General features: G+C 71.3%; 27 protein-coding genes. 15 read left to right on the top strand and 12 right to left on the bottom strand.

Annotated features, from left to right (window positions below):
* Nucleotides 1–28: 28 nt before the first annotated feature.
* Nucleotides 29–835 (bottom strand): maleylpyruvate isomerase family mycothiol-dependent enzyme, encoded by an 807-nt coding sequence (locus tag AB4Y83_RS15290; protein ID WP_442297389.1) that lies wholly within the window; start codon nt 833–835, stop codon nt 29–31.
* 339 nt (nt 836–1,174) lie between these two features.
* Here AB4Y83_RS15290 and AB4Y83_RS15295 point away from each other — a divergent pair, with 339 nt between their 5' ends.
* From AB4Y83_RS15295 to AB4Y83_RS15315, 5 genes are all read left to right on the top strand, one after another.
* Nucleotides 1,175–2,527 carry a M23 family metallopeptidase gene (locus AB4Y83_RS15295; protein ID WP_442297390.1) on the top strand — a complete coding sequence of 451 codons (1,353 nt, stop codon included), beginning with the start codon at nt 1,175–1,177 and terminating at the stop codon, nt 2,525–2,527.
* 227 nt (nt 2,528–2,754) lie between these two features.
* Nucleotides 2,755–3,483, top strand: a complete 729-nt coding sequence (locus AB4Y83_RS15300) for an amino acid ABC transporter ATP-binding protein (RefSeq protein WP_442274875.1) — start codon at nt 2,755–2,757, stop codon at nt 3,481–3,483.
* A 95-nt stretch (nt 3,484–3,578) separates the two neighbouring features.
* On the top strand, nt 3,579–4,412 hold the full coding sequence (locus AB4Y83_RS15305; RefSeq protein ID WP_056780055.1) for a glutamate ABC transporter substrate-binding protein: 834 nt from the start codon (nt 3,579–3,581) through the stop codon (nt 4,410–4,412).
* 119 nt (nt 4,413–4,531) lie between these two features.
* Complete coding sequence (locus AB4Y83_RS15310) at nt 4,532–5,209, top strand: amino acid ABC transporter permease (protein WP_056780058.1); 678 nt, start codon at nt 4,532–4,534, stop codon at nt 5,207–5,209.
* On the top strand, nt 5,206–6,090 hold the full coding sequence (locus AB4Y83_RS15315; RefSeq protein ID WP_442274665.1) for an amino acid ABC transporter permease: 885 nt from the start codon (nt 5,206–5,208) through the stop codon (nt 6,088–6,090). The genes AB4Y83_RS15310 and AB4Y83_RS15315 overlap by 4 nt, the downstream gene beginning before the upstream one ends.
* Nucleotides 6,091–6,239: 149 nt before the next feature.
* Here the strand turns inward: AB4Y83_RS15315 and AB4Y83_RS15320 are convergent, their stop codons facing one another.
* Genes AB4Y83_RS15320 through AB4Y83_RS15330 form a run of 3 tightly spaced genes read right to left on the bottom strand, consistent with a single transcriptional unit; the run spans nt 6,240 to nt 9,982 of the window.
* Nucleotides 6,240–6,758 (bottom strand): hypothetical protein, encoded by a 519-nt coding sequence (locus tag AB4Y83_RS15320; RefSeq protein WP_442297391.1) that lies wholly within the window; start codon nt 6,756–6,758, stop codon nt 6,240–6,242.
* Entirely contained in the window at nt 6,758–8,701 is a 1,944-nt protein-coding gene (dnaG, locus tag AB4Y83_RS15325) for a DNA primase (RefSeq protein WP_442297392.1), read from the bottom strand. The genes AB4Y83_RS15320 and dnaG overlap by 1 nt, the downstream gene beginning before the upstream one ends.
* A 51-nt stretch (nt 8,702–8,752) precedes the next feature.
* Nucleotides 8,753–9,982 (bottom strand): deoxyguanosinetriphosphate triphosphohydrolase, encoded by a 1,230-nt coding sequence (locus tag AB4Y83_RS15330; protein WP_442297393.1) that lies wholly within the window; start codon nt 9,980–9,982, stop codon nt 8,753–8,755.
* 102 nt (nt 9,983–10,084) lie between these two features.
* Here AB4Y83_RS15330 and AB4Y83_RS15335 point away from each other — a divergent pair, with 102 nt between their 5' ends.
* Nucleotides 10,085–10,216: a hypothetical protein gene (locus tag AB4Y83_RS15335; protein WP_020142547.1), complete on the top strand. Its 132-nt coding sequence runs from the start codon at nt 10,085–10,087 to the stop codon at nt 10,214–10,216.
* Between the two features lie 45 nt (nt 10,217–10,261).
* On the opposite strand, the gene AB4Y83_RS15340 is transcribed toward AB4Y83_RS15335, so the two are convergent.
* On the bottom strand, nt 10,262–10,900 hold the full coding sequence (locus AB4Y83_RS15340; RefSeq protein WP_056780075.1) for a YdeI/OmpD-associated family protein: 639 nt from the start codon (nt 10,898–10,900) through the stop codon (nt 10,262–10,264).
* A gap of 45 nt (nt 10,901–10,945) precedes the next feature.
* On the opposite strand from AB4Y83_RS15340, the gene AB4Y83_RS15345 reads away from it, so the two are divergent.
* On the top strand, nt 10,946–11,650 hold the full coding sequence (locus AB4Y83_RS15345) for a hypothetical protein (RefSeq protein WP_442274669.1): 705 nt from the start codon (nt 10,946–10,948) through the stop codon (nt 11,648–11,650).
* Between the two features lie 3 nt (nt 11,651–11,653).
* Here the strand turns inward: AB4Y83_RS15345 and dusB are convergent, their stop codons facing one another.
* Nucleotides 11,654–12,886, bottom strand: a complete 1,233-nt coding sequence (gene dusB / locus AB4Y83_RS15350; RefSeq protein ID WP_442297464.1) for a tRNA dihydrouridine synthase DusB — start codon at nt 12,884–12,886, stop codon at nt 11,654–11,656.
* Between the two features lie 30 nt (nt 12,887–12,916).
* Entirely contained in the window at nt 12,917–13,645 is a 729-nt protein-coding gene (locus tag AB4Y83_RS15355) for an alpha/beta fold hydrolase (RefSeq protein WP_442297394.1), read from the bottom strand.
* A gap of 25 nt (nt 13,646–13,670) precedes the next feature.
* On the opposite strand from AB4Y83_RS15355, the gene AB4Y83_RS15360 reads away from it, so the two are divergent.
* Entirely contained in the window at nt 13,671–14,510 is an 840-nt protein-coding gene (locus AB4Y83_RS15360; RefSeq protein ID WP_442297395.1) for a sulfurtransferase, read from the top strand.
* A 214-nt stretch (nt 14,511–14,724) separates the two neighbouring features.
* Here the strand turns inward: AB4Y83_RS15360 and AB4Y83_RS15365 are convergent, their stop codons facing one another.
* Both AB4Y83_RS15365 and AB4Y83_RS15370 read right to left on the bottom strand, forming a co-directional pair.
* Nucleotides 14,725–15,288, bottom strand: coding sequence for a HEAT repeat domain-containing protein (locus tag AB4Y83_RS15365; RefSeq protein WP_442297396.1), 564 nt, complete (start codon nt 15,286–15,288; stop codon nt 14,725–14,727).
* A gap of 159 nt (nt 15,289–15,447) precedes the next feature.
* Nucleotides 15,448–16,842 carry a glycine--tRNA ligase gene (locus AB4Y83_RS15370; protein ID WP_442297397.1) on the bottom strand — a complete coding sequence of 465 codons (1,395 nt, stop codon included), beginning with the start codon at nt 16,840–16,842 and terminating at the stop codon, nt 15,448–15,450.
* Between the two features lie 78 nt (nt 16,843–16,920).
* Here AB4Y83_RS15370 and AB4Y83_RS15375 point away from each other — a divergent pair, with 78 nt between their 5' ends.
* From AB4Y83_RS15375 to AB4Y83_RS15395, 5 genes are all read left to right on the top strand, one after another.
* A complete protein-coding gene (locus AB4Y83_RS15375; RefSeq protein ID WP_442274674.1) occupies nt 16,921–17,211 on the top strand; it encodes a DUF6703 family protein in 291 nt (96 codons plus the stop codon).
* 63 nt (nt 17,212–17,274) lie between these two features.
* Nucleotides 17,275–18,276, top strand: coding sequence for a metal ABC transporter substrate-binding protein (locus tag AB4Y83_RS15380; RefSeq protein ID WP_442297398.1), 1,002 nt, complete (start codon nt 17,275–17,277; stop codon nt 18,274–18,276).
* Complete coding sequence (locus AB4Y83_RS15385; protein WP_442297399.1) at nt 18,273–19,118, top strand: metal ABC transporter ATP-binding protein; 846 nt, start codon at nt 18,273–18,275, stop codon at nt 19,116–19,118. Before AB4Y83_RS15380 ends, AB4Y83_RS15385 begins: the two co-directional genes overlap by 4 nt.
* Complete coding sequence (locus AB4Y83_RS15390) at nt 19,115–20,170, top strand: metal ABC transporter permease (protein WP_442297400.1); 1,056 nt, start codon at nt 19,115–19,117, stop codon at nt 20,168–20,170. The genes AB4Y83_RS15385 and AB4Y83_RS15390 overlap by 4 nt, the downstream gene beginning before the upstream one ends.
* Nucleotides 20,167–20,595, top strand: coding sequence for a Fur family transcriptional regulator (locus AB4Y83_RS15395; protein WP_056780097.1), 429 nt, complete (start codon nt 20,167–20,169; stop codon nt 20,593–20,595). Before AB4Y83_RS15390 ends, AB4Y83_RS15395 begins: the two co-directional genes overlap by 4 nt.
* 112 nt (nt 20,596–20,707) lie before the next feature.
* Here the strand turns inward: AB4Y83_RS15395 and AB4Y83_RS15400 are convergent, their stop codons facing one another.
* Nucleotides 20,708–21,487, bottom strand: coding sequence for an isoprenyl transferase (locus tag AB4Y83_RS15400; RefSeq protein ID WP_442297401.1), 780 nt, complete (start codon nt 21,485–21,487; stop codon nt 20,708–20,710).
* Between the two features lie 37 nt (nt 21,488–21,524).
* Nucleotides 21,525–22,253, bottom strand: a complete 729-nt coding sequence (gene recO / locus AB4Y83_RS15405) for a DNA repair protein RecO (RefSeq protein WP_442297402.1) — start codon at nt 22,251–22,253, stop codon at nt 21,525–21,527.
* A 120-nt stretch (nt 22,254–22,373) separates the two neighbouring features.
* Between recO and AB4Y83_RS15410 the strand changes: the two genes are divergently transcribed.
* Together AB4Y83_RS15410 and AB4Y83_RS15415 are read left to right on the top strand one after the other, a co-directional pair.
* Entirely contained in the window at nt 22,374–23,024 is a 651-nt protein-coding gene (locus tag AB4Y83_RS15410; RefSeq protein ID WP_442297403.1) for an alpha-ketoglutarate-dependent dioxygenase AlkB, read from the top strand.
* A 14-nt stretch (nt 23,025–23,038) separates the two neighbouring features.
* A complete protein-coding gene (locus AB4Y83_RS15415; RefSeq protein WP_442274679.1) occupies nt 23,039–23,857 on the top strand; it encodes a maleylpyruvate isomerase family mycothiol-dependent enzyme in 819 nt (272 codons plus the stop codon).
* A 10-nt stretch (nt 23,858–23,867) separates the two neighbouring features.
* Here the strand turns inward: AB4Y83_RS15415 and AB4Y83_RS15420 are convergent, their stop codons facing one another.
* The gene (locus AB4Y83_RS15420; RefSeq protein ID WP_442297404.1) at nt 23,868–25,406 is read right to left on the bottom strand and encodes a hypothetical protein; all 1,539 of its coding nucleotides are present in this window, start codon (nt 25,404–25,406) and stop codon (nt 23,868–23,870) included.
* Nucleotides 25,407–25,431 lie beyond the last annotated feature (25 nt).

Genomic DNA, 25,431 nt, shown 5'->3' on the forward strand with positions numbered 1-25,431 from the left:
GGGGGGGCTCCGACGCGTTCGGGTCGGGTCAGAAGCCTGGGAAGACCGCCCGCAGCGCCGGCAGGTGCTCGGCGCCGGTGACGTCGTCGGGCGTGTGCTCGTCGTCGAGGCGGCCGTAGACGAGGCGAACGAGCGACTCCGCAGGCAGCTCCACGTCGATGGTGTCGGCCGAGGGCCCTCCGCCGGACGTCGTCGCGGCGGCCTCGTCGACGGGCTCGAGGCGGATCGCGTCCGCGTCGACGTCGAGCCGGAAGCGCCGCTCGGTCCCCTGCGTGCCGACGACGACCGAGGTGGGGCCGACGTCCGCCGACGGCCGGCCGGCGAAGGCGACCGTGCCCGGCAGCCGGTCGACGAGCAGGTCCACGGCCTCGGGCCCCACGGTGGCGGCGGGGTCGAGGACCACCTCGACGTCCCACGTGTGCACGGCGTGCTCGGCCAGCCGGGCGGCGGCGACCCCCGAGAGGTCGGACGGGCCGCCGAAGAGCTCGACCTCGAACGGCGCTCCGGACGAGGCGACCTCCTCGAGCCGCGCGACGAAGCGGTCGTTGGCCACGACGCTTTCGCTGACCTGGTCGGCCGGCGCCATGGCGTCCCACCGCGCCCACACGGCCTTGAAGGCGTCGCCGTCAGGGGCGGCGCCGTCGGCGAGGCCCGCGTCGAGGAAGAGGCCGAAGATCTCGGCCTGGCTCCCGAGGTGGGACGCGACCTGGGCGATGCTCCAGTCGGCGGGGTAGGCCCCGCTCTCGTACTGCTGCGGCTCGACGCGGTCGAGGACGCCGCGGAGCCTTTCGTGAGACGTGCGGACGGCATCGATCCAGGCTGCCTGCGGGGTCATTGCTGGCTCCAACTGCTCTACGGGATACGGTCTCAAGCGCCAACCGCCCGACGGCGTCCCCGATTCCCGGCCGGCCGAGAGACGGACATTGTCCCCATCAGTCACATACGTCACCGATTCCCGACGCATTTTCGCGGGAACCGCCCCCTGCACATCGGCCCGACCTATGGTGGTCGTGACCGGCCGGTCAGGACGTGGGGGCGTTCGTGGGGGCCTTCCGGTTGCGGCGGCGCGACCGCCGGGAGAGTGTCGATGGTGACAGTGGGTGTGCCTCGAGGGGGTGGCTTGACGGTGACAGATGCCAATGAGCGCAGCGGTCCGTTCGTCCTGAACATCAGGATGAGCGGTCGACTCGTGCCTTTCGCGACGATGCTGCTCCTCTTCGCCCTGCTGCCGTTCCTCGGGGGCAGCACCCCCCAGACCCCGACCGCCTCGGTCGTGCTCGCGGCCGGCTCACCGGCCGCCGTCCAGGACGCCATCGCCGTCGTCGGCCAGGCCCGCAAGGAGCTGACCGGATCGGTCACCGGCTCGCCGACGGTCGCCCTCGCCCCGGTCGACTCCGCGTTCAGCGCCGCCATCGGAGGCGGCCTCTTCATGTTCCCGGCCATCAGCCTGGCACCCGCCACGGCCCAGGCCATCGCGGCCCCGATCATCGGCCGCCCTCTGTTCATCCACCCGGTCCCCGGCGGCGAGACCTCGCCCTTCGGGCCGCGCATCCACCCGCTCCTCGGCCGCCCGATGTTCCACACGGGCATCGACCTCGCCGCGGCCTGCGGGACCCCGATCCACGCGGCCGCCGACGGCACGGTCATCTACGCCCGCGTCTCCGCGTCCTGGGGTGGACGCACGATCATCGAGCACACCCCGACGCTCAAGACGGCCTACGGCCACCAGTCGAAGTTCCTCGTCACCGAGGGTCAGCACGTCAAGCAGGGCCAGGTCATCGGCCTGAGCGGCACGACCGGATGGTCGACCGGGTGCCACCTGCACTTCGACGTCATCGTCAACGACCGCTACGTCGACCCTGCGCCGTACCTCGGCTTCGCGCCGTCAGCCACGGCCTCCGTGCCGTATGCCGTCGTCCCGCACCTCGTGCTCGACCCGGGCGGCCGCGTCATCCGGACCGTCGCCGACGGCGACGTGCCGATCCCCCAGGCGACGCAGGCCCCGAGCGACGCGACGAGCACGGGCGGTCGGCCGCCGACCTCGACCCCGACCACGTCGCAGCCCGGGACCACGACGGTCATTCCGACGACGGTCATTCCGACGACGCGTCCCTCGACGACGACGAGCGCCCCGAGCCCGACGACCACGTCGAAGCCCACGACCACCAAGCCGTCGCCCACCACGACGACGAGCGCGCCGTCCACGACGGTCCCGCCGCCGACGACCCCCGCCCCGGCCACGACCACGACGACGACCGCCCCGCCGAGCACGACCACGGCCGACCCGCCTCCCGTGACCACGAGCGACCCGCCGCCCCCGCCCCCGCCGCCGTCGTCGTCGGTGGCTCCGAGTGCTCCTGCGGCCGCCCCGGTCGCGGCAGACCCCACGCCGACGGCCACCGTGACGGAGACGGCGACCCAGGTCCTGAAGACCGCCACGGAGGTCGCGACCGCGATCGCCACGGCCATCGACACCTCGACGAGCCAGCCCACCGACTCGTCGACGACGGCCGCGGTCGGTCCCTGAGCGGGACGCCCAGTGGCCCCGGCCCTGCGGGCCGGGTGACGGCTGACCGGTCCGTTTTCGGTCTCGGACCGGGTGCGCGTGCTTCGACGGCACTCCTCACGATTCGAGCACGCTCGGCGCGGAGGGTGCTCGACGGTCCCCGGAGCCGATAGGTTTCCGGCATGGACGACGTGAACCCCGACACCGCGGCGCCGAGCGATCGCACCCCGGACACGCCTCGTGACCCCATGGTCGTCATCGACGGCGTCAACAAGCACTTCGGCGACCTGCATGTGCTGCGCGACATCAACCTCACGGTCGGCAAGGGCGAGGTGGTCGTCGTCCTCGGACCGTCCGGCTCCGGCAAGTCGACGCTGTGCCGCGCCATCAACCGGCTCGAGACCATCGAGTCGGGCACCATCTCGATCGACGGCAAGGCCCTGCCCGAGGAGGGCAAGCCGCTCGCGCAGCTGCGCGCCGACGTCGGCATGGTCTTCCAGTCCTTCAACCTCTTCGCGCACAAGACGATCCGCGACAACGTGACGCTCGGACCGATCAAGGTCCGCAAGAAGTCCAAGTCCGACGCGGACAAGCAGGCGACCGACCTGCTCAAGCGCGTCGGCGTCGAGGCCCAGGCCGACAAGTACCCCGCGCAGCTCTCCGGCGGACAGCAGCAGCGTGTCGCCATCGCGCGCTCCCTCGCCATGGGGCCCAAGGTCATGCTCTTCGACGAGCCCACCTCAGCCCTCGACCCGGAGATGGTCAACGAGGTCCTCGACGTCATGGTCGGCCTCGCCAAGGAGGGCATGACGATGATCGTCGTCACCCATGAGATGGGCTTCGCCCGCAAGGCGGCCGACCGGGTCGTCTTCATGGCCGACGGCCAGATCGTCGAGACCGGCACGCCGCAGGAGTTCTTCACCCACCCGAAGAGCGACCGTGCCAAGGACTTCCTCGGCAAGATCCTCACCCACTGACCCACCCACCGAACCCGCTCACCCCACGGGACCTAGCGACAGGGAGCGGCACGCAGCACCGCGTGCCGCGAGCAACCACTCAGGGAGGAACCCAGATGAAGGCACGACGAATCGGAGCCGTAGCTGCGGCTGCGACACTGGCTCTCACGCTCGCCGCGTGTGGCTCCGGCACCAGCGGGGGCGACGCCGGCAGCGGCGACGCGCTCAAGATCGGCATCAAGTTCGACCAGCCCGGCCTCGGCCTCAAGAAGGGCACCGAGTACACCGGCATGGACATCGACGTCGCCAAGTACGTCGCCAAGGAGCTCGGCACCTCCGAGGACAAGATCACCTGGGTGCAGGCGCCCAGCGCCCAGCGCGAGGACCTCATCTCCACCGGTCAGGTGAAGTTCATCGTGGCGACGTACTCCATCACCGACGCGCGCAAGGAGAAGGTCTCCTTCGCCGGCCCCTACTTCGTCGCAGGACAGGACCTCCTCGTCCGCGCCGACGACACGTCGATCACCGGTCCGGACAGCCTCAACGGCAAGAAGCTCTGCTCGGTCAAGGGCTCGACCTCCGCCCAGAAGGTCAAGGACAAGTTCGCCCAGACGGTGCAGCTGCAGGAGTTCGGGACGTACTCCGAGTGTCTGCCCGCTCTCGCCACCGGCGGCGTCGACGCTCTGACGACCGACGACGCCATTCTCGCCGGCTTCGCGGCCCAGCCCGAGAACAAGGGCAAGTTCAAGCTCGTCGGCAAGCCGTTCTCGACAGAGAACTACGGGATCGGCCTGAAGAAGGGCGACACGGCCCTCTGCCAGAAGATCACGGACGCGATCAAGAAGATGCAGAGCGACGGCTCCCTGCAGAAGGCCATCGACGCCAACCTCGGCCCGGCCAACTACAAGCCCGGCCCGGGCAACCCGCCCACGCCGGCTGCGTGCTCCTGACCGACTCCCACCTCGAGGGCGGGTCGCTCACCACACGGTGCGCGGCCCGTCCTCGGCGGGGGCCGGCACTCCGACCCGTGAACCCCTGACCCACTGACTCGACAGCGGAAAGGAGCGTCGTGCTCGACATCCTCGAGAAGTACGACATCCTCGGCGCGTTCTGGATGACCATCAGGCTCGCCTTCTTCTCGGCGATCGGCGCTCTCGTGATCGGCACCGTGCTCGCGGTGATGCGGGTGTCGCCGGTGGCGATCCTGCGCCGTCTGGGCGCGTTCTACGTCAACACGGTGCGCAACACCCCGCTGACGTTGCTCATCTTCTTCTCCATCGCCGGCCCGTACTACATCCTGCAGATCAGCCTCACCGACAAGAACTCACCGACAGCGCTCGTGGACAACGGCATCCGGTGGGCCATCGTCGCGCTCGCCGTCTACCACGCGGCCTTCGTCTGCGAGGCATTGCGCAGCGGCGTCAACACCGTTCCGCTCGGTCAGGCCGAGGCCGCCCGCTCGATCGGTCTCACCTTCGGCCAGAGCCTGCGCGAGGTCATCCTCCCGCAGGCCTTCCGCGGGGCAGTCGCCCCACTGGGTTCGGTGCTCATCGCGCTGACCAAGAACACGACCGTCGCCTCCGTCATCGGCGTCGCGGAGGCCTCGCTACTCATGAGCGAGATCATCGAGAACGAGACGGCGAGCGTCACGGTCTTCCTCGTCTTCGCGCTCGGCTTCGTCGTCCTCACGCTTCCCGTCGGCGTGTTCTTCACCTCGCTCTCGCGTCGTCTGGCGGTGAAGCGATGAGCGCCGAGTCCGTTCTGTTCGACGCCCCCGGGCCCCGGGCCCGGCGGCGGCACGCGATCCTCACCGTCTTCGGCGTGGTGCTCGCCGTCGCCACCATCGGCGCCGTGCTGTGGAAGTTCAAGGCCCAGGGCCAGCTGGAACCCGAGATGTGGACCGTGCTGTTCAGCGCCGACGTGTGGACGCAGTACATCGTCCCGGGACTGATCAAGACGCTCGAGGCCGCCGCGATCTCCATCGTCCTCGCCCTGGCCTTCGGGCTCATCTTCGGCATGGGCCGGCTGTCGCAGCACCGGGCGCTGCGCTGGGTGTGCGGCGTCATCGTGGAGTTCTTCCGGTCCGTGCCCGTGCTGCTGATGATGTACTTCACGTACTCGTACTTCTCGAGCAACGGCGTCTTCACGAGCGAGATCAACCCACTCGCTGCCGTCGTGACCGCCCTGACGCTCTACAACGGCTCGGTGATCGCCGAGCTGGTCCGGTCGGGTGTGTTCAGCCTGCCGAAGGGCCAGGCCGAAGCGGGCGTGTCGATCGGCCTCACGCCTCCTCAAGTGATGCGGTCGATCCAGCTGCCGCAAGCCCTCACCGCGATGCTGCCGGCACTCGTCGGGCAGCTCGTCGTGATCCTCAAGGACACCGCGCTGGGCACGGCGGTGCTCTACCCCGAGCTGCTCCAGGCGGCGCGCGACATCGGCACCGGCTACAGCAACACGATCCCGGCCTACATCTTCGTCGCGATCATCTTCATCCTGATCAACTACAGCCTGACGGTGGTTGCCGGCCGGGTGGAGCGCCGCCTCAGCCGCCGCGGACGCGGGCCCCGCAAGGGCGCACAGGCAACAGGCGTGGTCGGTGCCGACGCGGCGGGGACCCCGACCCGCTGACGCGACCCGACGACACGGCATACGAGAAGGGCCCCGACACCAGCCGTGTCGGGGCCCATATAGCAAAGCATCAGCGCCGTCGAGAAATCGGGTTCGGCGGGTCGCCGACGACGTCCGGACGAGCCTGCGGGACGCCGTGCGGGCACCCGTCAGAGCCCCACCTCGGAGCGCAGCCGGGCCATCCGCTCGGCGGCTTCACGAGCCACCTGCGGGTCGCTGAGGTCGGCGCCCTTGCCCGGGATCGTCTGCTCGAGCAGGGCGCCGCTGGCCAGGTCCTGGCGGATCACGACGCGCACCGTGCGGCGCCCGGCGGTGCGGAACTCGTCGGCGAGCACCACGCTCGCCTGCAGCCGCTCACGCAGGGTCTGCTGGAGGAGCGAGGGCTCCGTCAGGTGCCAGCCCGCCGGGACGCCCTGGTCGACCCACGTGACCGTGAGTCGGGACGACTCGCCCTGCCACGAGCCGGACTCGGCCTCGTGCCAGGCGCGGCGCCAGACGAGCCCGCCGTCGGCGTCGACGAGGACCAGGTGGTAGGTCGTCGCGACGACGTGCGCTCCGCTCGTCTCGTCACGGGACCAGGCGAGCACCAGCTCGCCCGGGTCGAGCGGGACCACCGCGCGGACGTCCGCGGGCAGCGCCGGTCGACGCCGCCGCTCGAAGAGGGCCATCAGCCCATCCCCGCCTTGATCGCCGCGAGCTCGCGCTGGAGCGTCTGCAGCTGGATGCCGAGCTCACGGGTGCGCTCGGGTGACGGTGTCTCGGCGTGGTCGAGCCGGCGCATCTCGCTCATCGAGTCGGCGATCTGGCGCGTCAGGGCGATGGTGCGCACCCGGTCGAAGAGCTCGTCGACGTAGCGCGACGTGGGCAGTCCGGTCGAGGCGTCCATCCGCGTCGGCAGGGTGTCGACGGCGAGCTCGCTGACGAGTCCGGCGACGGGCGACGGGGCGGCCTCGGTGACGGCCGAGGTCCAGGCGCGGGCGTTGCCCTTGTCGCCGCTGTGGTGGGCGATGCGGATGCCGTCGAAGACTGCTCGGTGTGCCGGCGCCGAGAAGGCGTCGGGGGTCAGCAGGTCGATGGCCCCCGGCTTGAAGACGGTCGGGAACTGGAGCAGCACCTGGAGCAGCTGCCGCTCGGCGTGGACGACGGGGTCGCGACGGTCGGGCACCGGCATGCCTCCACCGTCGGCCACGTGCGGTTCGGCGTCGTCGCGGCGCTCGCCTCGGTCGGTGCCGTTCCGCTCGCTCCGTTCGCTCCGCGCGTCCTCGTCGACCTTGATCTTTCCCGCGCGCGAGACCTCGGTGGCGACCTGCTCGACGTCGAGCCCGAGCATCCCGGACACCTCGCGGGTGTATTCGGGCCGCAGCGACTGGTCACGGATCGAGGCGATGATCGGCGCCACCGCGCGGACGGCCTGGATGCGGCCCTCCGCCGTCGCGACGTCGAAGCGCTTGATCGTCGTGCGCACCGCGAACTCGAACATCGGGACGGCGTCCTCGATGAGCGCCTGCACGGCGGGGTCTCCTCCGGCCTGGCGCAGCTCGCACGGGTCCTTGCCCGACTTCTCGACGGCGACGAACGACTGCGAGGTCCACTTCTCGTCGTCGGCGAAGGCGCGCATGGCCGCCTTCTGGCCGGCGGCGTCACCGTCGAAGGTGAAGATCACCTTGGCGGGCGCGAGGCCGGCCTCGTCACGCATGAGGCGACGCAGGGTCTTGATGTGGTCCGCGCCGAAGGCCGTGCCACACGTGGCGACGGCCGTCTCGACGCCGGCGAGGTGGCAGGCCATGACGTCGGTGTAGCCCTCGACGACGACGGCCTGACGGCCCTGCGAGATCTTCTTCTTGGCGAGGTCGAGGCCGTAGAGCACGGTCGACTTCTTGTAGATCGGCGTCTCGGACGTGTTGAGGTACTTCGCCTCGATGCGGTCGTCGTCGAAGATCCGGCGCGCGCCGAAGCCGACGGTGTCGCCCGTGATGTCCCGGATCGGCCAGACAAGACGCCCGCGAAAGCGGTCGTAGAGTCCGCGCGCACCGCGTCCGGCGATGCCGCCCGTGACGAGCTCGTCGTCGGTGAAGCCCTTGGCGCGCAGGTGGCGCACCAGGTCCTCTCCGCCGCGCGGCGCGAAGCCGATGCCGAACTGCTTGACGTGCTCGCTGTTGAAGTCACGGGCGCGGAGGAAGTCACGGGCCTGCCGAGCCTGGCCACCGGGCGCGAGGAGCAGCCCGGTGTAGTACTCCTCGGCGACGCGGTGGGCCTCGACGAGCCGGCTGCGGCGGCCGAGCCCCTCCTCGCGCGGCCGGTCGCCGTTCTCGTAGCGCAGCTCCATGCCGAGCTTCTGCGCGAGCCGCTCGACGGCCTCGGAGAAGCTGAGGTGGTCGACCTTCTGGATGAAGGAGATGACGTCGCCGCCCTCGCCGCAGCCGAAGCAGTGCCACGCACCGACGGCCGGGCGGATGTTGAACGACGGCGACTTCTCGTCGTGGAAGGGACACAGGCCCTTGAGCGACCCCGGACCGGCGGAGCGAAGCGTCACGTGCTCGCGCACGACGTCCTCGATGGACGACCGCGCCTTGACCGCCGCGATGTCCTCGCTGTTGATCAGCCCCGCCATCTGCCTCCTGTCGCCATCCGTGATTCTAGGTGCTCGCCCGGGTGCGGCCGGTCACCGGCACCACCGGCTGTGGAGGGAGAGCGCCCGGACGTCGGTGAGCGAGGCCACCTGGTCGACGACGACGCGCAGCCGCTCCCCGTCGTCGGCGGCCGCCTCGTGGTCGAGCCGGAAGGCCACGTCGAGGCGCTCCTCGGGCGCGGCGACATACGCCTCGACGACGGCGCGCACGACGTCGCGCTGGCCCGACATGATCGCCAGGCGCTCGTCGGTGGTCATGACGAAGTGGTTCGCGATCGCCTTGAGCACGGAGCACTCGGCGCGCGTGTCGTCGGGCACGACGAGGTCGGCCTCGAAGCGGCACAGCTCGCCCGGCCCGTGCCGCTCGCGCGTGGCCTGCTCGACGACGAGCACGAAGTGGCCGATGAGCCGGCTCGTCATGTCCTTGAGGCGCGCGAGGTCACCCCGCGAGCCGTCATATGCCGTCGGTACCGCTCCCGAGGCGAGGATGCGTTCCAGCGCGTCCCCGAGCGCGTCGGCGCCGAGGTCGGGCGCGTAGGTGCGGCCCGCGACGTCGATGACGTCGGCCATGTCGCGCGAGTGGAGCAGCCGGGGGTCGATCCAGCCCGAGGCGATCGCGTCCTCGACGTCGTGGACGGAGTAGGCGACGTCGTCGGACCAGTCCATGACCTCGGCCTCGAGGCATCGACGCTGCGGCTGCGCGCCGTCGCGGATCCACTCGAAGACGGGCAGGTCGGACGGGTAGACGCCGAACTTGCGGGTCTCGTAGGGGCCGTCACCGCGCACCCACGGGTACTTCGTCGTCGCGTCGAGGCTCGCCCGCGTCAGGTTGAGCCCGGCGGACGTGCCGTCGGGGTGCGCCCGTTTGGCCTCGAGCCGCGTCAGCAGGCGCAGCGTCTGCGCGTTGCCCTCGAACCCGCCGATCCCCGAGGCGATCTCGTCGAGGACCGTCTCTCCGTTGTGCCCGAAGGGCGGGTGGCCGAGGTCGTGGGCCAGGCACGCGGTGTCGACGACATCGGCGTTGCAGCCGAGGGCGGCCCCGAACTCACGGCCGATCTGCGCGACCTCGAGCGAGTGGGTCAGCCGGTTGCGGACGAAGTCGTCGTGGCCGGGGGCGAGCACCTGGGTCTTGGCGGCGAGCCGCCGCAGCGACGACGAGTGCACGACCCGCGCCCGGTCGCGGGCGAAGTCGTCACGGTCGGCGCGCTTCTGGGCAGGGTCCTCCGCGACCCAGCGCTCCCGGTCCCGACCCTCGTAGCCCACACCGGAACTCTATGCGGCGCGGCGCGGCCGACCACGGCGCCGCTCCCGGGGCGCATACTTCAGGGATGGAGCCGCTCAGGCTTCCAAACTCAGGAGCGCGCCATGGGCGACAAGTCACCGAAGTCCCACATGTCCACGAAGGCCAGATCGCTCAAGGAGAAGCGTGCCGACAAGCACGCGAAGTCCGCCGCCAAGGACCACACCGAGATCATCCCGCCCAAGGCCAAGCGCTGACCACGGTCTGACGCGGGCACGGACCCGGTCCCACCTCGGCGCGGCTCAACCGAGCTCGGCCTGCATGCGTCGCACCCAGGCCGGCTCGGTGCCGTAGCGCTGCGTCTTGATGAGGCGCAGGTGGGAGCAGTCGTCGACGAGCTCGGCCATGCGCTTGTCGCGGGTGGCCTCCTGCTTGGCCGTGAGCACCCAGTTCGTGGCGAGCTTGCGGTAGGACGGTGTCGCGCCGTCCCAGAAGGCCGAGGCGCGGGGATCGGCGCGCAGCATCGCCTCGTAGTCGTCGGACCAGGTGAGCTCGCGGTTCTCGTAGGCGTAGACGCCGGAGCGGTCCTCGCGTCGCTTCGCGAAGGCGGCGAGCCCGGCCGGACGCATGCGCCCGGCGGCGGTGAGCTCGGCGACGGCGTTGATGTTGATGGCGCTCCAGTTGCTGCCCGACTTGCGCGGGGTCCACCGCTGGCGCACCGCGTCCTCGTCGATGCGCTGAGCCATCGAGTCGATCCAGCCGAAGCAGAGGGCCTCGCGCACGGCGTCGGCCCACTGCAGCCCGCGGGGCTCGACGTGCTTCTTGTTGAGGCCCATCCACAGCTCGCTGGCGCTCTCGTGGTGCGCCTCGAGCCAGGCCCGGAAGTCCTCCGCGTCGTCGAAGAAGGTCGCGGGCCGCTCGCCCGATCCGCCCTGTCGCATGCCCCGATCCTGCCACCGGCCACCGACGCTGGGAGGATCGTCGGCGTGACCGACCGGATCCTGCTCGCCGCCCGCAACAACGCCCTCTGGTGCGACGCCGTCGCTCGCTCGCACGGTGTCGCGTGCACCGTCGACGACGTGGCGTGGACGGCGTCCACGCGCACGCCGCCCTACTACCCCGACGCCGTGACGCTGTCGCCGGACGCCGGGGAGTACGACGTGCTCGCGCGCGTCGACGACTCGGACGGCTGCTCGGTCAAGGACTCGTGGTCGCGTCTGGACCTGTCGATGGAGGACTTCGCCCGGCTCGTCGTGGGTGAGTGGGTCTGGCTCGACCTCTTCGGACCGGCGCGGCCCGCTCCCCCCGGCCGCTGGCAGCGCGTCACGACGCCCGACGCGATGGCGGCCTGGGTGCGCGCGTGGGCGAGCGACCCCGACGCCGAGGCGATCCTGCGCCCGTCACTCCTCGACGAGCCCGGCGTCACGTTCCTCGCGCAGCGCGCGTCCGACGACCGGCAGGCCCCTGTCGTCGCGGGTGCGATCGTCAACGTGACGGGTGACGTCGCCGGTCTGGGCAACGTCTTCGCGCTCGACGGCGACGTGGAGCGGGCCTGGGGCGCGGCCGCTGCTGCGGCACGTGACGTCGTGGGCGGCATACCCCTGGTCGGCTGGGAGGCCGGCGCAAGCGTCGACGCAGCGGTCGCGGCCGGCTGTGAGCGGATCGGCCCGCTCAGCGTCTGGCTGAAGTGAGGCTCAGCCGCCGCTGACCGACAGCTCGGCCTCGGCGATGGTGCGCCGGTGCTCCTCGGAGAGCTCGCGCGACTCGAGCCAGCGGTCGGGCAGCGCGACGGTGCGCGACGACCCCGCCCGCCCGCGCTGGCCTTCGGCGGCCTCGCCCGGCCACGACACGTCGGGGTCGAGCGTCGCGAGCAGGCGGTCGAGCGCCGCCATCGAGTCGACGAGCGCGAGCGAGTTGCGGATCGTCGAGCCGGCCGGGAATCCCTTGAGGTACCAAGCGATGTGCTTGCGGATGTCACGGCAGGCGCGCTCTTCCTCGCCGTAGAAGTCGCACAGGTAGGCCGTGTGCGTCCGGAGCGTCTCAGTGACCTCCCCGAGCGTCGGCGTCACCCGTGCAGAGGTGCCGGCGAAGGCGGCCGCGAGATCAGTGAAGAGCCACGGGCGCCCGAGGCAGCCGCGCCCGACGACGACGCCGTCGCAGCCGGTCTCGCGCACCATGCGCAGGGCGTCCTCGGCCGACCAGATGTCGCCGTTGCCGAGCACGGGGATGCTCGTCACGGTCTCCTTGAGCATCCGGATGGCGCTCCAGTCAGCAGTGCCCGAGTACGCCTGTGCGGCGGTGCGGCCGTGCAGGGCGACGGCCGCGACGCCCTCGGCCTCGGCGGTCAGGCCCGCGTCGAGGAAGGTGAGATGGACGTCGTCGATCCCCTTGCGCATCTTGACGGTGACCGGGATGTCGCGCTTGGCGCCCTCCTCGACGACGGCCCCGACGATGGCCTTGAAGAGGTCCTTCTTCCACGGCAGGGCGGAGCCGCCGCCCTTGCGGGTGACCTTCGGGACGGGGCAGCCGAAGTTGAGGTCGATGTGGTCGGCCCGGTCCTCGCTGACGAGCATCCGGGCGGCGGCGCGCGCGGTGGCGGGGTCGACGCTGTAGAGCTGGATGGAGCGGGGGTTCTCGTCGGGGTCGTGCTCGATGAGGCGCATCGACTCAGGGGTGCGCTCGACGAGGGCGCGGGAGGTGATCATCTCGCTGACGTAGAGGCTCGTCGCGCCGCTCGCACCTCCGATCGCGCGGCCCTCGTTGCCGTACTCCCGGCACAGTCGGCGGAAGGCACGGTTCGTGATGCCGGCCATCGGCGCGAGCACGACGGGTGACTCGATGACGTGGCGGCCGATGCGCAGCGGGGGCAGCACGGCACCCGTCGCGTCTGCGGGGGCGGCCTCACCGGCCTGCGTCACGGGGGTCATCACGTCGGTCACGGGCTCGATTGTCCCCGATCAGGCGCGCCCGGCCGAATCGGTGACCCTGCGGGCGAAGCGCAGCAGGGCATCGGCAAAGGCCACGGGCTGGTCGAGGCCGGACAGGTGCCCGGCCCGGCGGACGATCTCCTCGCGCGCGCTCGGGCACGCGCGCAGGTAGGCCCCGGCCCCGATCCGCAGCTGGTCGAACTGGCCGTTGAGGAGCAGCACCGGGCACTGCACGTGCTCGAGCATCGACGGTCGGCAGAGCGCCATGACCTCCCGCCAGGCTGTCGCTGTCGGGGCGAAGAAGTAGCCGCCGGCGATGACGGGGTCGATGCGCTCGGGCGGGTAGAGCCGGTGCAGGACGCGGTCGTTGACGCGTGTCATCCGCTCGGCGCCGAGTCGGTCCGTCAGCGCCGCGACACCCCGGTAGACGGCGGCCCCCGGACCGGTCGGGACCGCGCTGGACCCGGCGAGGACGAGCCCGTCGAGCGTGTCGGGGCGGGCCGCGGCATACGACATCGCGGCGTAGCCGCCGAGCGAGTGACCGACGAGCACGACGGGGCTGCCGGCGGGGACGGCCGCCACCGCCTCGCCGATGACGTCCGCGCACCGCGCGAGCGTGAAGTCCTCGTCTGCGCGGGCGCCGTGCCCGGGCAGGTCGACGAGAGTCAGGTCGACGTGGTCGCGCAGGAGCGGCACCTGGGGCGCCCACTGGGTGCTCGACAGGCGCGACCCGTGCACGAGGACCAGGTGAGCACGCACACGGCGAGGATGCCACGATGGCCCGGTGACCCACCTCATCACCGCCACCGAGCTCGCCCACGAGGTCGAGGACGTCGTCGTGCTCGACGTCCGCTGGGCACTGTCGACGGCCAACACGTCTGCGGGGCGGACCGACTACGACGCGGGCCACGTCCCCGGCGCCTACTTCGTCGACCTCGACACCGAGCTCGCCGCACGCCCGGGTGACGGCGGGCGCCACCCCCTCCCGGACCCCGCCGTCGTCGAGGCGCTGCTCCGCCGCGCCGGCATCACCGCGCACACCCGTGTCGTCACCTACGACGGCAAGGAGTCGTATGCCGCCGCGCGGGCCTGGTGGGTGCTGCGCTGGGTGGGCATCGCCGACGTCCGGGTGCTCGACGGGGGGTATGCCGCGTGGCTGGCGGCCGGACTTCCCGTCTCGACCGAGGAGCCCGCCGACCGGCACGGCGACGTCGAGGTGCGGCCGGGTCACCTGCCGACGCTCGACGCCGCCGGTGCGGCCGCCCTGGCCCGCGACGGGCTCCTCCTCGACGCTCGGGCGGCTGAGCGCTACGCCGGCGAGACCGAGCCGATCGACCCCGTGGCCGGACACGTCCCGGGCGCGCTCAACAGCCCCACGGCCGCGTGGATCACCGCCGACGGCACCTTCCGCCGGGACCTGGCCGAGCACTGGGAGCGGGTGCGCGCCGGTCACGACGTCGGAGGCGGCGCCGTCGGCGTCTACTGCGGGTCGGGGGTGACCGCAGCCCACGAGATGCTCGCGCTGGCCGAGCTCGGCGTCGACGCCGTGCTCTACCCCGGCTCGTGGAGCGAGTGGATCCGCGATCCTGCGCGGCCGGTCGCGACCGGCCACTCCCCCGGCTGAGCTCCCCGACTGTCGGAACCTGCTCCGYTTTCSGGAGCAGGATCCGAGTCCCCGCCGGATTGGTCCGGCAGCTCGCCTATCGGAACCTGCTCCGTTTTCGGGAGCAGGATCCGAGTCCCCGCCGGATTGGTCCGGCAGCTCGCCTATCGGAACCTGCTCCGCTTTCCGGAGCAGGATGCGACTCGTGACTGGCATGGCACATCCCTCTGGTGGTTCAGAGGTCGCGGTCGAGGCGTCGCTCGAGCCTGCTGAGTGCTCGCGCGGCCGCGGCGCGGACGGTCTCGTCCGGGTCGTCCAACGCCTTGTGCAGGGCGGCGGCGTGCTCTCCCTCGCCGGTGACCGCGAGGACACGAGCGGCGGCAGCCCTGACCCTGGGTACGGCATCCGTCGTGACGAGGTCGGCGCAGGTCTCGGCCGCGGGACCCACCTCCCAGCGGGCCGCGACCTTCGCGCACATCTCGCGGACCCGCCAGGCCGGATCACCCAGTGCCGCAACGACATCCGGTCCGGAAGGCTCGGTCCAGACGTAGAGCAGGGTGCGGGCGGCCCACACCCGGGACCAGTAGCGGGTGGCGTCGTCGAGGTGGTCCGGCGAGCCCCAACCGGACGCGACCTGACCGCCGACCCAGCCGATGTCGGGCAGGTCGGGGTCGCCCCACGCCGCGCGCCCGGCGAGCAGGTCAGCGCACCATGACGTCAGCACCTCGTCGCCGAGCGCGTCGGCGGCCGCTCGCGCCCGGTCGCCGGGCGTGGCGCGCAGCACCTCGGGCTCGACCATGCCGGCAGTATGCCGCCGAACCCGGACGTCCTGCGCCCGGGACGGGCCGGACCGCGGCGACCTCACCGACCGACCCGCCGCTGGCACGGCCCACGGGCGCACGTATGCCGCCCACCCGGGTGGGCGGACGGCCTACGTCAGCGGTGCGGTGATGTTGCGTCAGCAGCCGATGAGGCGCTGCGCGAGGTAGCCCTCGACCTGGTCGAGGGCGACGCGCTCCTGGGCCATCGAGTCACGCTCGCGGATCGTCACGGCGTGGTCCTCGAGCGTGTCGAAGTCGACGGTGATGCAGAACGGCGTGCCGATCTCGTCGTGGCGGCGGTAGCGCTTGCCGATGGCGCCGGCGTCGTCGAAGTCGATGTTCCAGTGCTTGCGCAGAGTGGTCGCGAGGTCACGCGCCTTGGGCGAGAGGTCGGCGTTGCGCGAGAGCGGCAGCACCGCGGCCTTGACCGGCGCCAGGCGCGGGTCGAGGCGCAGCACGACGCGCTTGTCGACGCCGCCCTTGGTGTTGGGGGCCTCGTCCTCGTGGTACGCGTCGACGAGGAAGGTCATGAGCGATCGCGACAGACCTGCTGCGGGCTCGATGACGTAGGGGGTGTACTTCTCGCCCGTCTGCTGGTCGAAGTAGACGAGGTCGGTGCCCGAGTGCAAACTGTGCGTCGACAGGTCGAAGTCGGTGCGGTTGGCGATGCCCTCGAGCTCGCCCCACTCCGAGCCGGCGAAGTTGAAGCGGTACTCGATGTCGACGGTGCGCTTCGAGTAGTGCGAGAGCTTCTCGGGTGCGTGCTCGTAGTGGCGCAGGTTGTCGGGGTTGATGCCGAGGTCGACGTACCAGCGGGTGCGCTCCTCGAGCCAGTACTGGAGCCACTCGTCGTCCTCGCCCGGCTTGACGAAGAACTCCATCTCCATCTGCTCGAACTCGCGCGTGCGGAAGATGAAGTTGCCCGGCGTGATCTCGTTGCGGAAGCTCTTGCCGGTCTGGGCGATGCCGAACGGCGGCTTCTTGCGCGAGGCCTGCATGACGTTGTTGAAGTTGACGAAGATGCCCTGGGCGGTCTCGGGGCGCAAGTAGTGCAGGCCCGACTCGTCCTCGATGACGCCGAGGTAGGTCTTCAGCATCATGTTGAACTCGCGCGGCGCGGTCCACTGGCCCTTGGTGCCACAGTCGGGGCACACGATGTCGGACATCGGGATCGAGTCGGGGTCCTCGATGCCCTTCTTCTCGGCGAGCGCCTCCTGAAGGTGGTCCTGGCGGCGGCGCTTGTGGCAGCTGAGGCACTCGACGAGGGGGTCGGTGAAGGTGCCGACGTGGCCCGAGGCGACCCACGTCTCGCGCGGGAGGATGATCGAGGAGTCGAGGCCGACGACGTCGTCGCGGCTCGTCACCATCGACTTCCACCACTGACGGCGGATGTTCTCCTTGAGCTCGACGCCGAGGGGGCCGTAGTCCCAGGCAGACCGGGTGCCTCCGTAGATGTCACCGCTCGGGAAGACGAAGCCCCTGCGCTTGCAGAGGCTGACGACGGTGTCCACGATGGAAGTCTGCTTGGCCATGCGGGACAGGTTATCGGGCCGCCGCCACTGCTTTGCCACGCGTCCGGGGTATGCCGTCGCGTCCCCTAGGCTCGTCACGTGGCCCTGAGCTTCCGTTCCCGTCTCGAGCACGCCTCCTACCCGTGGGTGGAGCGCCTCAACGCCGTCCCGCGTCCCGTCGCGCTCGGGGGCCTCGTCGTCCTGCTGGCGGTCGGCATCCTCGCGCCACGCCCGTGGGGTGGCATCGCCTTCCTCGTCGTCGCGGCCTTCGTCGGCTGGCTGCTCTTCCTCACGTGGCATCGACTGACCCTGCCCGAGCGGCTGATGCGCACGGCGGTGCTCGTGCTCGCGGTGGCCGTCGCCGTGGTGAGGATCGTCCCGGCCGGCTGACTGCCGCACCGAACGCGAGAACGGTTTTGACAATCATTCTCACTTTGAGTGATGATGGGTGTCATGCCCCCCGCTCCCCCACGCCGCGCCCTGTCCGCGATCGTCGCCGCGACGGCACTGGCGCTCGCGACGGCCGCCTGCCAGAGCGGTCCTGACACCGGATCCGGCGCCGGCTCCGCGGACGGCTCGATCGTCACGTCCTTCTACCCCATCCAGTTCGCGACGCAGCAGATCACCGGCGGCCGGCTCCCGGTGACCGTCCTGACGAAGCCYGGCGCCGAGCCGCACGACCTCGAGCTGGCGCCGCAGGACATCGGTGGCATGACGAAGGCACGCCTCGTCGTCTACGCCGACGGCTTCCAGCCGGCGGTCGACGAGGCCGTCGGGCTCGTCGACGCGGCGAAGGTGCTCGACGTCGCCGATGTCGCGAAGCTCGTACCCGCGTCGACCGACGACAGCGACCACGCCGACGAGTCCGGCACCGAGACCGAGCCGCACGACACGACCGACGCCGGTGACGGGCACGACGGCCACGACCACGGGGCGGACGACCCCCACTTCTGGCTCGACCCGTCGCGCTACGCCGCCGTGGCCGAGGCCATCAGCGCGCGCCTGTCCGAGGACGACCCGGAGAACGCCGCGAGCTACGCGAAGAACACCGCGGTCTTCGTCGAGAAGCTCTCCGAGCTCGATGACGAGATGCGGACAGGCCTGCGCCAGTGCACGGTCAAGGAGCTCGTCACGAGCCACGCCGCCTTCGGCTACCTCGCGGCGCGCTACGGATTCCACCAGCGCGGCATCACCGGCGTCTCGCCCGAGGCCGAGCCGAGCGGCGCAGCCCTCAAGGCCGTCGGTGACCTCGTGAGGTCTGCCGGCGTGACGACGATCTACCAAGAGACGCTCGTCGAGCCGCACTTCGCCCAGACGGTCTCGGAGTCCACCGGTGCGAAGGTCGCGACGCTCGACCCCATCGAGGGGATCACGAGCGCGTCGGTCGGCACCGACTACTTCGAGGTCATGCGGAGCAACCTCGTGGCCCTGCGCGACGGTCAGGAGTGCTCATGAGGTCGGCACCGCTCGTCCCCCGGGATGCCGCGCCGTCGGACGCGGTCGTCACCCTGCGCGGCGCGAGCTTCGGCTACGGCGACGGCACCGTCCTCAGCGACGTCGACCTGTCCATCCGCAAGGGTGAGATCGTGGCGATCGTCGGACCGAACGGGTCGGGCAAGTCGACGCTCATGAAGGGCGTCCTCGGCCTCAACGAAAAGGTCGCCGGCACGGTGACGCTCTTCGGCATCGACAGCACCGAGTTCCACGACCGCGCCCGCCTCGGCTACGTGCCCCAACGGCATACGCTCTCGGCGTCCGTCCGGGCCACCGCCGAGGAGATCGTCGCCACGGGGCGACTCCCCCGCATCGGCTGGCTCGGCCGGCTCCGCGCCACCGACCGGCAGATCGTGGCCCGTTCGCTCGACGTCGTCGGTCTCGCCGACCGCGCCGCGACCGAGGTGAGCACGCTCTCGGGGGGCCAGCAGCGCCGGGTCCTCATCGCCCGCGCCCTCGCCGGGCAGCCCGACGTCCTCATCATGGACGAGCCCACCGCCGGGGTCGACGCCGCGAACCAGCACGTGCTCGCCGACGTCCTCGACCGCCTCGTCGAGCGCGACGTCACCATGGTCATCGTCACGCACGAGCTCGGAGCGCTCGAGCGGCTGCTGACCCGCATCGTCGTCATCGACGGCGGACGCATCCGCTTCGACGGGACACCCCGTGCGTATGCCACTGCGCGCGACAGCGTCCACCACGACCACGACAGCCACCACCACGACCTCGAGCTCGAGGGCCACCACCCGTCGCTGGCCCACGGCCCGCTCGACGTCGACCGCACCGACAGGAGCCGACCGTGATCGACCTGCTCTCCGTCGACTTCATGCAGCGGGCGCTCATCGCCGCCCTGCTCGTGGGCACCGTTGCGCCGATGGTGGGGATCTTTCTCGTCCAGCGCCGGCTCTCGCTCATCGGCGACGGCATGGGCCACGTGGCCCTCGCCGGGGTCGCGATCGGCCTCGTGTCCGGGGCCGCGCCGGTGCTGACGGCGCTCCTGGCCGCGGTGATCGCCGCCGTCGTCATCGAGCTGCTCCGCGCCCGCGGCCGCACCAATGGTGACGTGGCCCTCGCGGTCATCTTCTACGGCGGCATCGCCGGCGGCGTCGTCATCATCAGCAAGTCTCCCAGCGGCACTCCCGCGAACCTCATGAAGTACCTCTTCGGGTCGATCCTCACGACCCAGCGCACCGACCTCTACGTCTTCGCCGGGCTCGCGCTGCTCATCTCCGTCACGACGTGGGCGCTGCGCCCGCGCCTCTTCGCGGTGGCCAACGACGAGGAGTACGCCCGCGCCGTCGGCCTGCCCGTGCTGCCGCTCAACATCGTGCTGGCCGTGCTCACCGCGACCACGGTGGTCGTCGCCATGCGCGTCGTCGGGCTCCTGCTCATCAGCGCGCTCATGATCGTGCCCAACGCCGCGAGCCAGCTCGTCGCACGGTCCTTCAGCGGCGGCGTCCGGTGGGCCATCGCCTTCGGTCTCGTCTCCTCGGTCGGCGGCGTGGCGCTCTCCTACCCGCTCGACACACCGTCCGGTGGCACCATCGTCCTGCTCGCCGTCGCGCTCTTCGTCGTCACCGCCGTCGTCACCAGCGTGCTGGCCAGGGTCGGCGGGAGGAGGCACGACGTCGCGGAGACCCACGCACACGAGCACGGCGCCGAGTGCGGTCACCCTGCGGTGACGCACGGCGACCACGTCGACTACGTCCACGACGGGCACCTGCACGCCGCCCACGAGGGCCACTACGACGAGCACGGCGTCCATCACGACCACCCCGCCCCGCCCGGCCCCGAGACGGCGGGCGCCGGCCCGGCCGGCACGACCTCCGGCCCGACGACAGGATCGAGATCATGACGAGCAGCACCAACACCTCGGGCTCCGCGGCGACCTCACGCAAGCCGACCCGGCAGCAGGTGGCCGTCGCCGAGCTGCTCGAGCGCTCCGACGACTTCACCTCCGCCCAGACGGTGCACGCCCGGCTCCGCGACGCGGGAGCCGGCGTCGGGCTGGCGACGGTCTACCGGACGCTCCAGTCGATGGTCGAGGCCGGCACCGTCGACGTGCTGCGCACCGACGACGGGGAGGCCGTCTACCGGGCCTGCTCGACCCACCACCACCACCATCTCGTGTGCCGGGCCTGCGGTCGCACGGTCGAGGTGGAGGGCCCGGCCGTCGAGAAGTGGGCCGACAAGATCGCGAGCGACCACGGCTTCAGCGGCGTGACACACACCCTGGAGATCTTCGGCACCTGCGCCGACTGCACCGCCACCGCCGACTGACCCCAGCAGCTCTCCGCACCGAACGCCGCGTTCGGTCTCGAAAGCCGTGTTCTACCGAGGTTTTCGACACCGAACGCGGCGTTCGATTCGAGAAGGCTGCGTGCCGCTGCCGTCAGGAGCTGGCTGTCGGGGTGTCGACGGCTCCGCCGTAGCGGCGGTCGCGGTCGACGTACTCCTCGATCGCGGCCCAGAGATCGCGACGGTCGTAGTCGGGCCACAGCCGGTTCTGGAAGACCATCTCGGCGTAGGCCGACTGCCACAGCAGGAAGTTGCTCGTGCGCTGCTCTCCGGAGCTGCGCACGAAGAGGTCGACGTCCGGCATCGTCGGCTCGTCGAGGTAGCGCTGGATCGTCTTCTCGTCGACCGAGCCCGGCCGGAGCCGACCGTCCTTGACGTCGTGGGCGATCCGTTGCACGGCGTCGGCGATCTCGGCACGCCCGCCGTAGTTGACGCAGAAGTAGAGGGTGAGCCCGGTGTTGTGCTGCGTCAGCTCCTGGGCGATCTCCAGCTCCTTGATGACCGAGCGCCACAGGCGCGGCGCCCGACCCACCCAGCGCATCCGCACGCCCCACTCGTGGAGCTGGTCGCGTCGTCGGCGGATGACGTCGCGGTTGAAGCCCATGAGGAAGCGCACCTCGTCGGGAGACCGCCGCCAGTTCTCGGTCGAGAAGGCGTAGGCGGACAGGTGGGTCACGCCGACGTCGATGGCTCCGGCCACGACGTCGAGCAGCGACGCCTCCCCGGCCTCGTGGCCCTTGGTCCGCGGGAGCCCTCGCGCGTTGGCCCACCGGCCGTTGCCGTCCATGACGATCGCGACGTGCTTGGGCAGCAGGGCAGGCGCGATGACGGGCGGGGTGGCGCCGGACGGGTGCGGGAAGGGCTTGGCGTACATGGGGCTCCGGTCGGTCGGGATCGGGTTCGCTGCTGGCTCAGGCGCGCTCGACGAGGCGCAGCGACCGCAGCCCTCGCTCGATGTGCCACTGGAGGAAGGCGGAGACGAGGCCGTTGCCCTGCCTGCGGCACCGCTCGTCGCTCGCGTCGGCGACGTCCCAGTCGCCGGTCAGCAGTGACGCGAGCAGCTCGAAGGTCTCGGGGGCAGGGGCGCTCGAGCCGGGCGGACGGCATACGGAGCACAYGGCGCCGCCGGCCTGCACGTTGAAGGCCCGGTGCGGGCCCGGGGCCCCGCACTTCGCGCAGTCGACGAAGCTCGGTGCCCAGCCGGCGACGGCGAGCGAGCGCAGCAGGTAGGCGTCGAGGACGAGCCCGGCGTCGTGGCTGTGCTCGGCGAGGGAGCGCAGCGCGCCGGCGAGCAGGAGGTACTGCTGCGTCTGCGGCTCGTGCTCCTCGGTGAGCTGGAGCGCCGTCTCGAGCATCGAGGTGGCGCACGTGTACGCGATGTAGTCACGCGCGATGGCGTCACCGTAGGGCGCGAGCGTCTCGACCTGCGTGACGGTGTCGAGGTTGCGACCCTCGTAGCACTGCACGTCGATGACCATGCCGGGCTCGAGGCGCGACCCGAAGCGCGACTTCGTGCGGCGCACCCCCTTGGCGACGGCGCGGACCCGACCCCGCGTGCGGGTCAGCATCGTGATGATGCGGTCGGCCTCGCCCAGCTTGTGGGTGCGCAGGACGATCGCCTCGTCACGGTAGAGGGGCATGGGTCCATTGTCTCCCCCGCCGAGGCGTCGGCCGCACCGCACGCGCCGGTGTCCACGAGGTCGACGCGAAACACCGCCGGGAGTCGAACACCCGTTCGACCCGTGGGCTATCGTGGGGCCATGGACCTCTCTCTCCAGGGTTCGCTCCTCGACCTCACCGACGCGATGACGCTGCGCGACGTCGGCACCGGGAAGACCCGCCACCACCTGGCCCACGGCGCGTGGGTCGACGTCCGTCCCGGCTGGCTCGCGGCCGGCGACGAACTCTTCACGGCCCTGCTGCGTGACGTGCCGTGGCACGCCGAGCGCCGGCAGATGTACGACTCCGTCGTCGACGTCCCTCGGCTGACGAAGTTCTACGCCGGCGACGAGAGGCTGCCCCACCCGATGCTCGTCGAGGCCCGCGACGCCCTGAGCCGTCACTACGCGCCCGAGCTCGGCGAACCGTTCGTCACGGCCGGCCTGTGCCTCTACCGCGACGGTCGCGACAGCGTCGCCTGGCACGGCGACCGCATCGGGCGCTCGCGCGACAGCGACACGATGATCGCGATCCTGTCGCTCGGTTCCGCACGCACACTCGCCCTCCGCCMTCGTGACGGCGGACCGATCCCCGGCTCGACGACAAAGAGCTTGCGCTATCCCCTGGGACATGGTGACCTCGTCGTGATGGGCGGCTCGTGCCAGCGGACATGGGACCACTCGGTGCCGAAGACGTCCGAGCCGATGGGGCCGCGCATCTCGGTGCAGTTCCGTGTAGCCGGTGTTCGCTGACAGGAGACCCACGTATGCCGTCCAGCCGCTCAGGTGGCCCCCTTCCCTTCCTCGACCACCTCGCGGCCGACTCGGCCCGCTTCCGGACCGTGCTCGCGACGGCCCCAGCGGACGCCCGCGTGCCGACGTGTCCCGACTGGGACGCCGACGACCTGCTGTGGCACCTCGGCGAGGTGCAGTGGTTCTGGGGCGAGATCGCCGAGCGCAGGCTCACCGATCCGGCCGACCTCGACGCGATGAACGCGAGCCGCGAGGAGCGTCCGGGCGACCGCGGCGGGCTGCTCGCCTTCTTCGATCGCTCGAGCGAGCGGCTTCAGCGGGTGCTCGGCGAGCTGGCGCCCGAAACGCCGCTGTGGATGTGGTACGACGAGGACCAGACCGCCGGCTACATCCGCCGTCGCCAGGCCCACGAGGCGATGGTGCACCGCGTCGACGCCGAGGTCACGGTGGGTGAGCGGACCCCGCTCGACTGTCGGCTGGCCGCCGACGGCATCGACGAGGCCCTGCGGATCATGCGCGGCCACGAGCCCGAGCCGGACCTGACGCACGTACCGGTCTCGGCGCCGGTGACGATCGCGACGGTCGATGCCATGCACGCGTGGACGGTCACTCCCGTGCGCATCACCGGCACGTGGAACGGCGACGAGATCGACGTGCAGCGCTTCCTCGTCAGCGACGGACCGGACGACGCCGCGGCGGCCGAGATCAGCGGGTCCGCAGCCGACATCGACTGCTGGCTCTGGAACCGTCCGGTGGAGGGCGAGATCACGCGCGACGGCGACGCGGCAGCGCTGGCCGCGGTCGATGCTGTGCTCACCGACTCGATCGACTGACCCGGACGGCTCAGCCGGTGCGGCGCCCGAGGCGACCTGCTCGCCTCGGGCGCGGGAGCCAGGCGTGGACCATCGCGGCCAGGACGACGACGAGAGGGACGAACGCGAAGAGGTAGCGCGAGCGTCCCTGGAGCACGAGCGTGAAGGCCGCGATGCCGAGCACCGAGCCAGCGACGAGCAGCGTCTCCCTCCGGTAAGGCGCGCGCAGCAGCCCGACACCGGCCACGAGCAGCACGGCCAGCCACACTGCCTGGGTCACGTCGGCGCGCAGCTGGTAGCCCGACCCGTGGAAGCCGTTGAGGTCGTGGACGATCCCGGTCACGCCTGTCGCCGGCGCGAGCGTGCCGGGCAGCGAGTCGGGGCCCTCGCCCCACGCCCAGAACATCCCGTCGCCCCAGTTCCAGGCCGCCTTGCTGCCGTAGAAGGCGAGCGTGCCACCGAGACCTCGCTCAGCCCACCGGTCTGCGAGGACGTCCACTGCATACGTCTTCATCTCGCCCTGGCTGCGGCCGGTCACCGCGTCGACCATCTCCCGTGAGTACGCGCCGTAGCTGACCACGCCGGTGGGCGAGCGCTGCTCGTCGGAACCGAGCGCGACCCACCAGAGGATCGGGGGTGAGACCGCGGTGTCGATGCGCGCGGAGTCGACCCCGGAGGCCGCGGAGGCCGCGGCGCCGAGGCCCACGCCGAGGACGACGAACGCGAGGGCGGAGGCCGCGCAGGCGGCGATGACGCCCGCGCGCCGGGCCGGGAGGAGGTCGTGGTCGAAGATCGCCACGACGGCCGTCAGGACCGCCGCGATGGCGATGACGACCGGGGTGGTCTTGATGGAGTAGGCCACCGTGACCGACACGATCGCGAGCAGCCACAGGACGACTCGTCCCGTGCGCGGCCGCGGGGTCATGGCCCGGACGGCCAGGGCCACTCCCCCGACGACGAACGGCATCGCGTAGAAGTCGGTGTAGGGCACCGCCAGCCACGGGCTCGTGCCGACGAGGACGAGCGTCGCGAGCTGGGCGCCGAGGGAAGGACCGCGACCTGCCACGCGCCCGACGAGGTCGTGGACGGCATACAGCGTCAGGCCCACGCAGATCCCGTTGAGCGGGATGAGGACTGCGTCGGGTGCGAGCGAGAACGCCTGTCCCACAGCGACGCCCATTCTGTCGATGGCGAGCAGCGGCAGGTTGTTGGGGTAGAGGGAGAGGTAGTCGTACTCGCCCTGGCTGAGCGGTCTCCCTACTTGGAGGCCGCGCGCCATGTCCATGACGATCCGCGCGTCCCAGCCGTAGCGGTAGCGCGTCATGAGACCGACGAGCGTCGCGACGACGCCTCCGCCGACCGCGATCGCCACCGGCACCCAGCGCCGCTTCGCCCACCCGGGGACGCGGACGACCGCGGCGAACAGCACCAGCCCGAGGGTGACGGGCACGACCACCTGCCAGCGGTGCTCGACGTTGACCGGTCGGGGCGCGACGAGTCCCACGACCGCGACCGCGACGAGCGAGACCCCGGCCAGTCGAAGCAGCGCTCGACCGACCGGGGACTCCATGGCGCCAGACGCTACCCCACGCGGG

Origin of the sequence: Terrabacter sp. RAF57, from assembly GCF_052113925.1 — a bacterium.
Classification (GTDB): domain Bacteria; phylum Actinomycetota; class Actinomycetes; order Actinomycetales; family Dermatophilaceae; genus Terrabacter.

What these genes read in the sequence shown, in the direction of transcription:
- AB4Y83_RS15365 (WP_442297396.1), bottom strand. Translation starts at nt 15,288, where the DNA reads ATGGTCGAGCCCGAGGTGCTGCGCGCCACGCCCGGCGACCGGGCGCGA.
- dusB (WP_442297464.1), bottom strand. Translation starts at nt 12,886, where the DNA reads ATGACCCCCGTGACGCAGGCCGGTGAGGCCGCCCCCGCAGACGCGACG.
- AB4Y83_RS15370 (WP_442297397.1), bottom strand. Translation starts at nt 16,842, where the DNA reads ATGGCCAAGCAGACTTCCATCGTGGACACCGTCGTCAGCCTCTGCAAG.
- AB4Y83_RS15400 (WP_442297401.1), bottom strand. Translation starts at nt 21,487, where the DNA reads ATGTACGCCAAGCCCTTCCCGCACCCGTCCGGCGCCACCCCGCCCGTC.
- AB4Y83_RS15335 (WP_020142547.1), top strand. Translation starts at nt 10,085, where the DNA reads ATGGGCGACAAGTCACCGAAGTCCCACATGTCCACGAAGGCCAGATCG.
- dnaG (WP_442297392.1), bottom strand. Translation starts at nt 8,701, where the DNA reads ATGGCGGGGCTGATCAACAGCGAGGACATCGCGGCGGTCAAGGCGCGG.
- AB4Y83_RS15385 (WP_442297399.1), top strand. Translation starts at nt 18,273, where the DNA reads ATGAGGTCGGCACCGCTCGTCCCCCGGGATGCCGCGCCGTCGGACGCG.
- AB4Y83_RS15300 (WP_442274875.1), top strand. Translation starts at nt 2,755, where the DNA reads ATGGTCGTCATCGACGGCGTCAACAAGCACTTCGGCGACCTGCATGTG.
- AB4Y83_RS15315 (WP_442274665.1), top strand. Translation starts at nt 5,206, where the DNA reads ATGAGCGCCGAGTCCGTTCTGTTCGACGCCCCCGGGCCCCGGGCCCGG.
- AB4Y83_RS15420 (WP_442297404.1), bottom strand. Translation starts at nt 25,406, where the DNA reads ATGGAGTCCCCGGTCGGTCGAGCGCTGCTTCGACTGGCCGGGGTCTCG.
- AB4Y83_RS15290 (WP_442297389.1), bottom strand. Translation starts at nt 835, where the DNA reads ATGACCCCGCAGGCAGCCTGGATCGATGCCGTCCGCACGTCTCACGAA.
- AB4Y83_RS15305 (WP_056780055.1), top strand. Translation starts at nt 3,579, where the DNA reads ATGAAGGCACGACGAATCGGAGCCGTAGCTGCGGCTGCGACACTGGCT.
- AB4Y83_RS15340 (WP_056780075.1), bottom strand. Translation starts at nt 10,900, where the DNA reads ATGCGACAGGGCGGATCGGGCGAGCGGCCCGCGACCTTCTTCGACGAC.
- AB4Y83_RS15295 (WP_442297390.1), top strand. Translation starts at nt 1,175, where the DNA reads ATGAGCGGTCGACTCGTGCCTTTCGCGACGATGCTGCTCCTCTTCGCC.
- AB4Y83_RS15320 (WP_442297391.1), bottom strand. Translation starts at nt 6,758, where the DNA reads ATGGCCCTCTTCGAGCGGCGGCGTCGACCGGCGCTGCCCGCGGACGTC.
- AB4Y83_RS15395 (WP_056780097.1), top strand. Translation starts at nt 20,167, where the DNA reads ATGACGAGCAGCACCAACACCTCGGGCTCCGCGGCGACCTCACGCAAG.
- AB4Y83_RS15415 (WP_442274679.1), top strand. Translation starts at nt 23,039, where the DNA reads ATGCCGTCCAGCCGCTCAGGTGGCCCCCTTCCCTTCCTCGACCACCTC.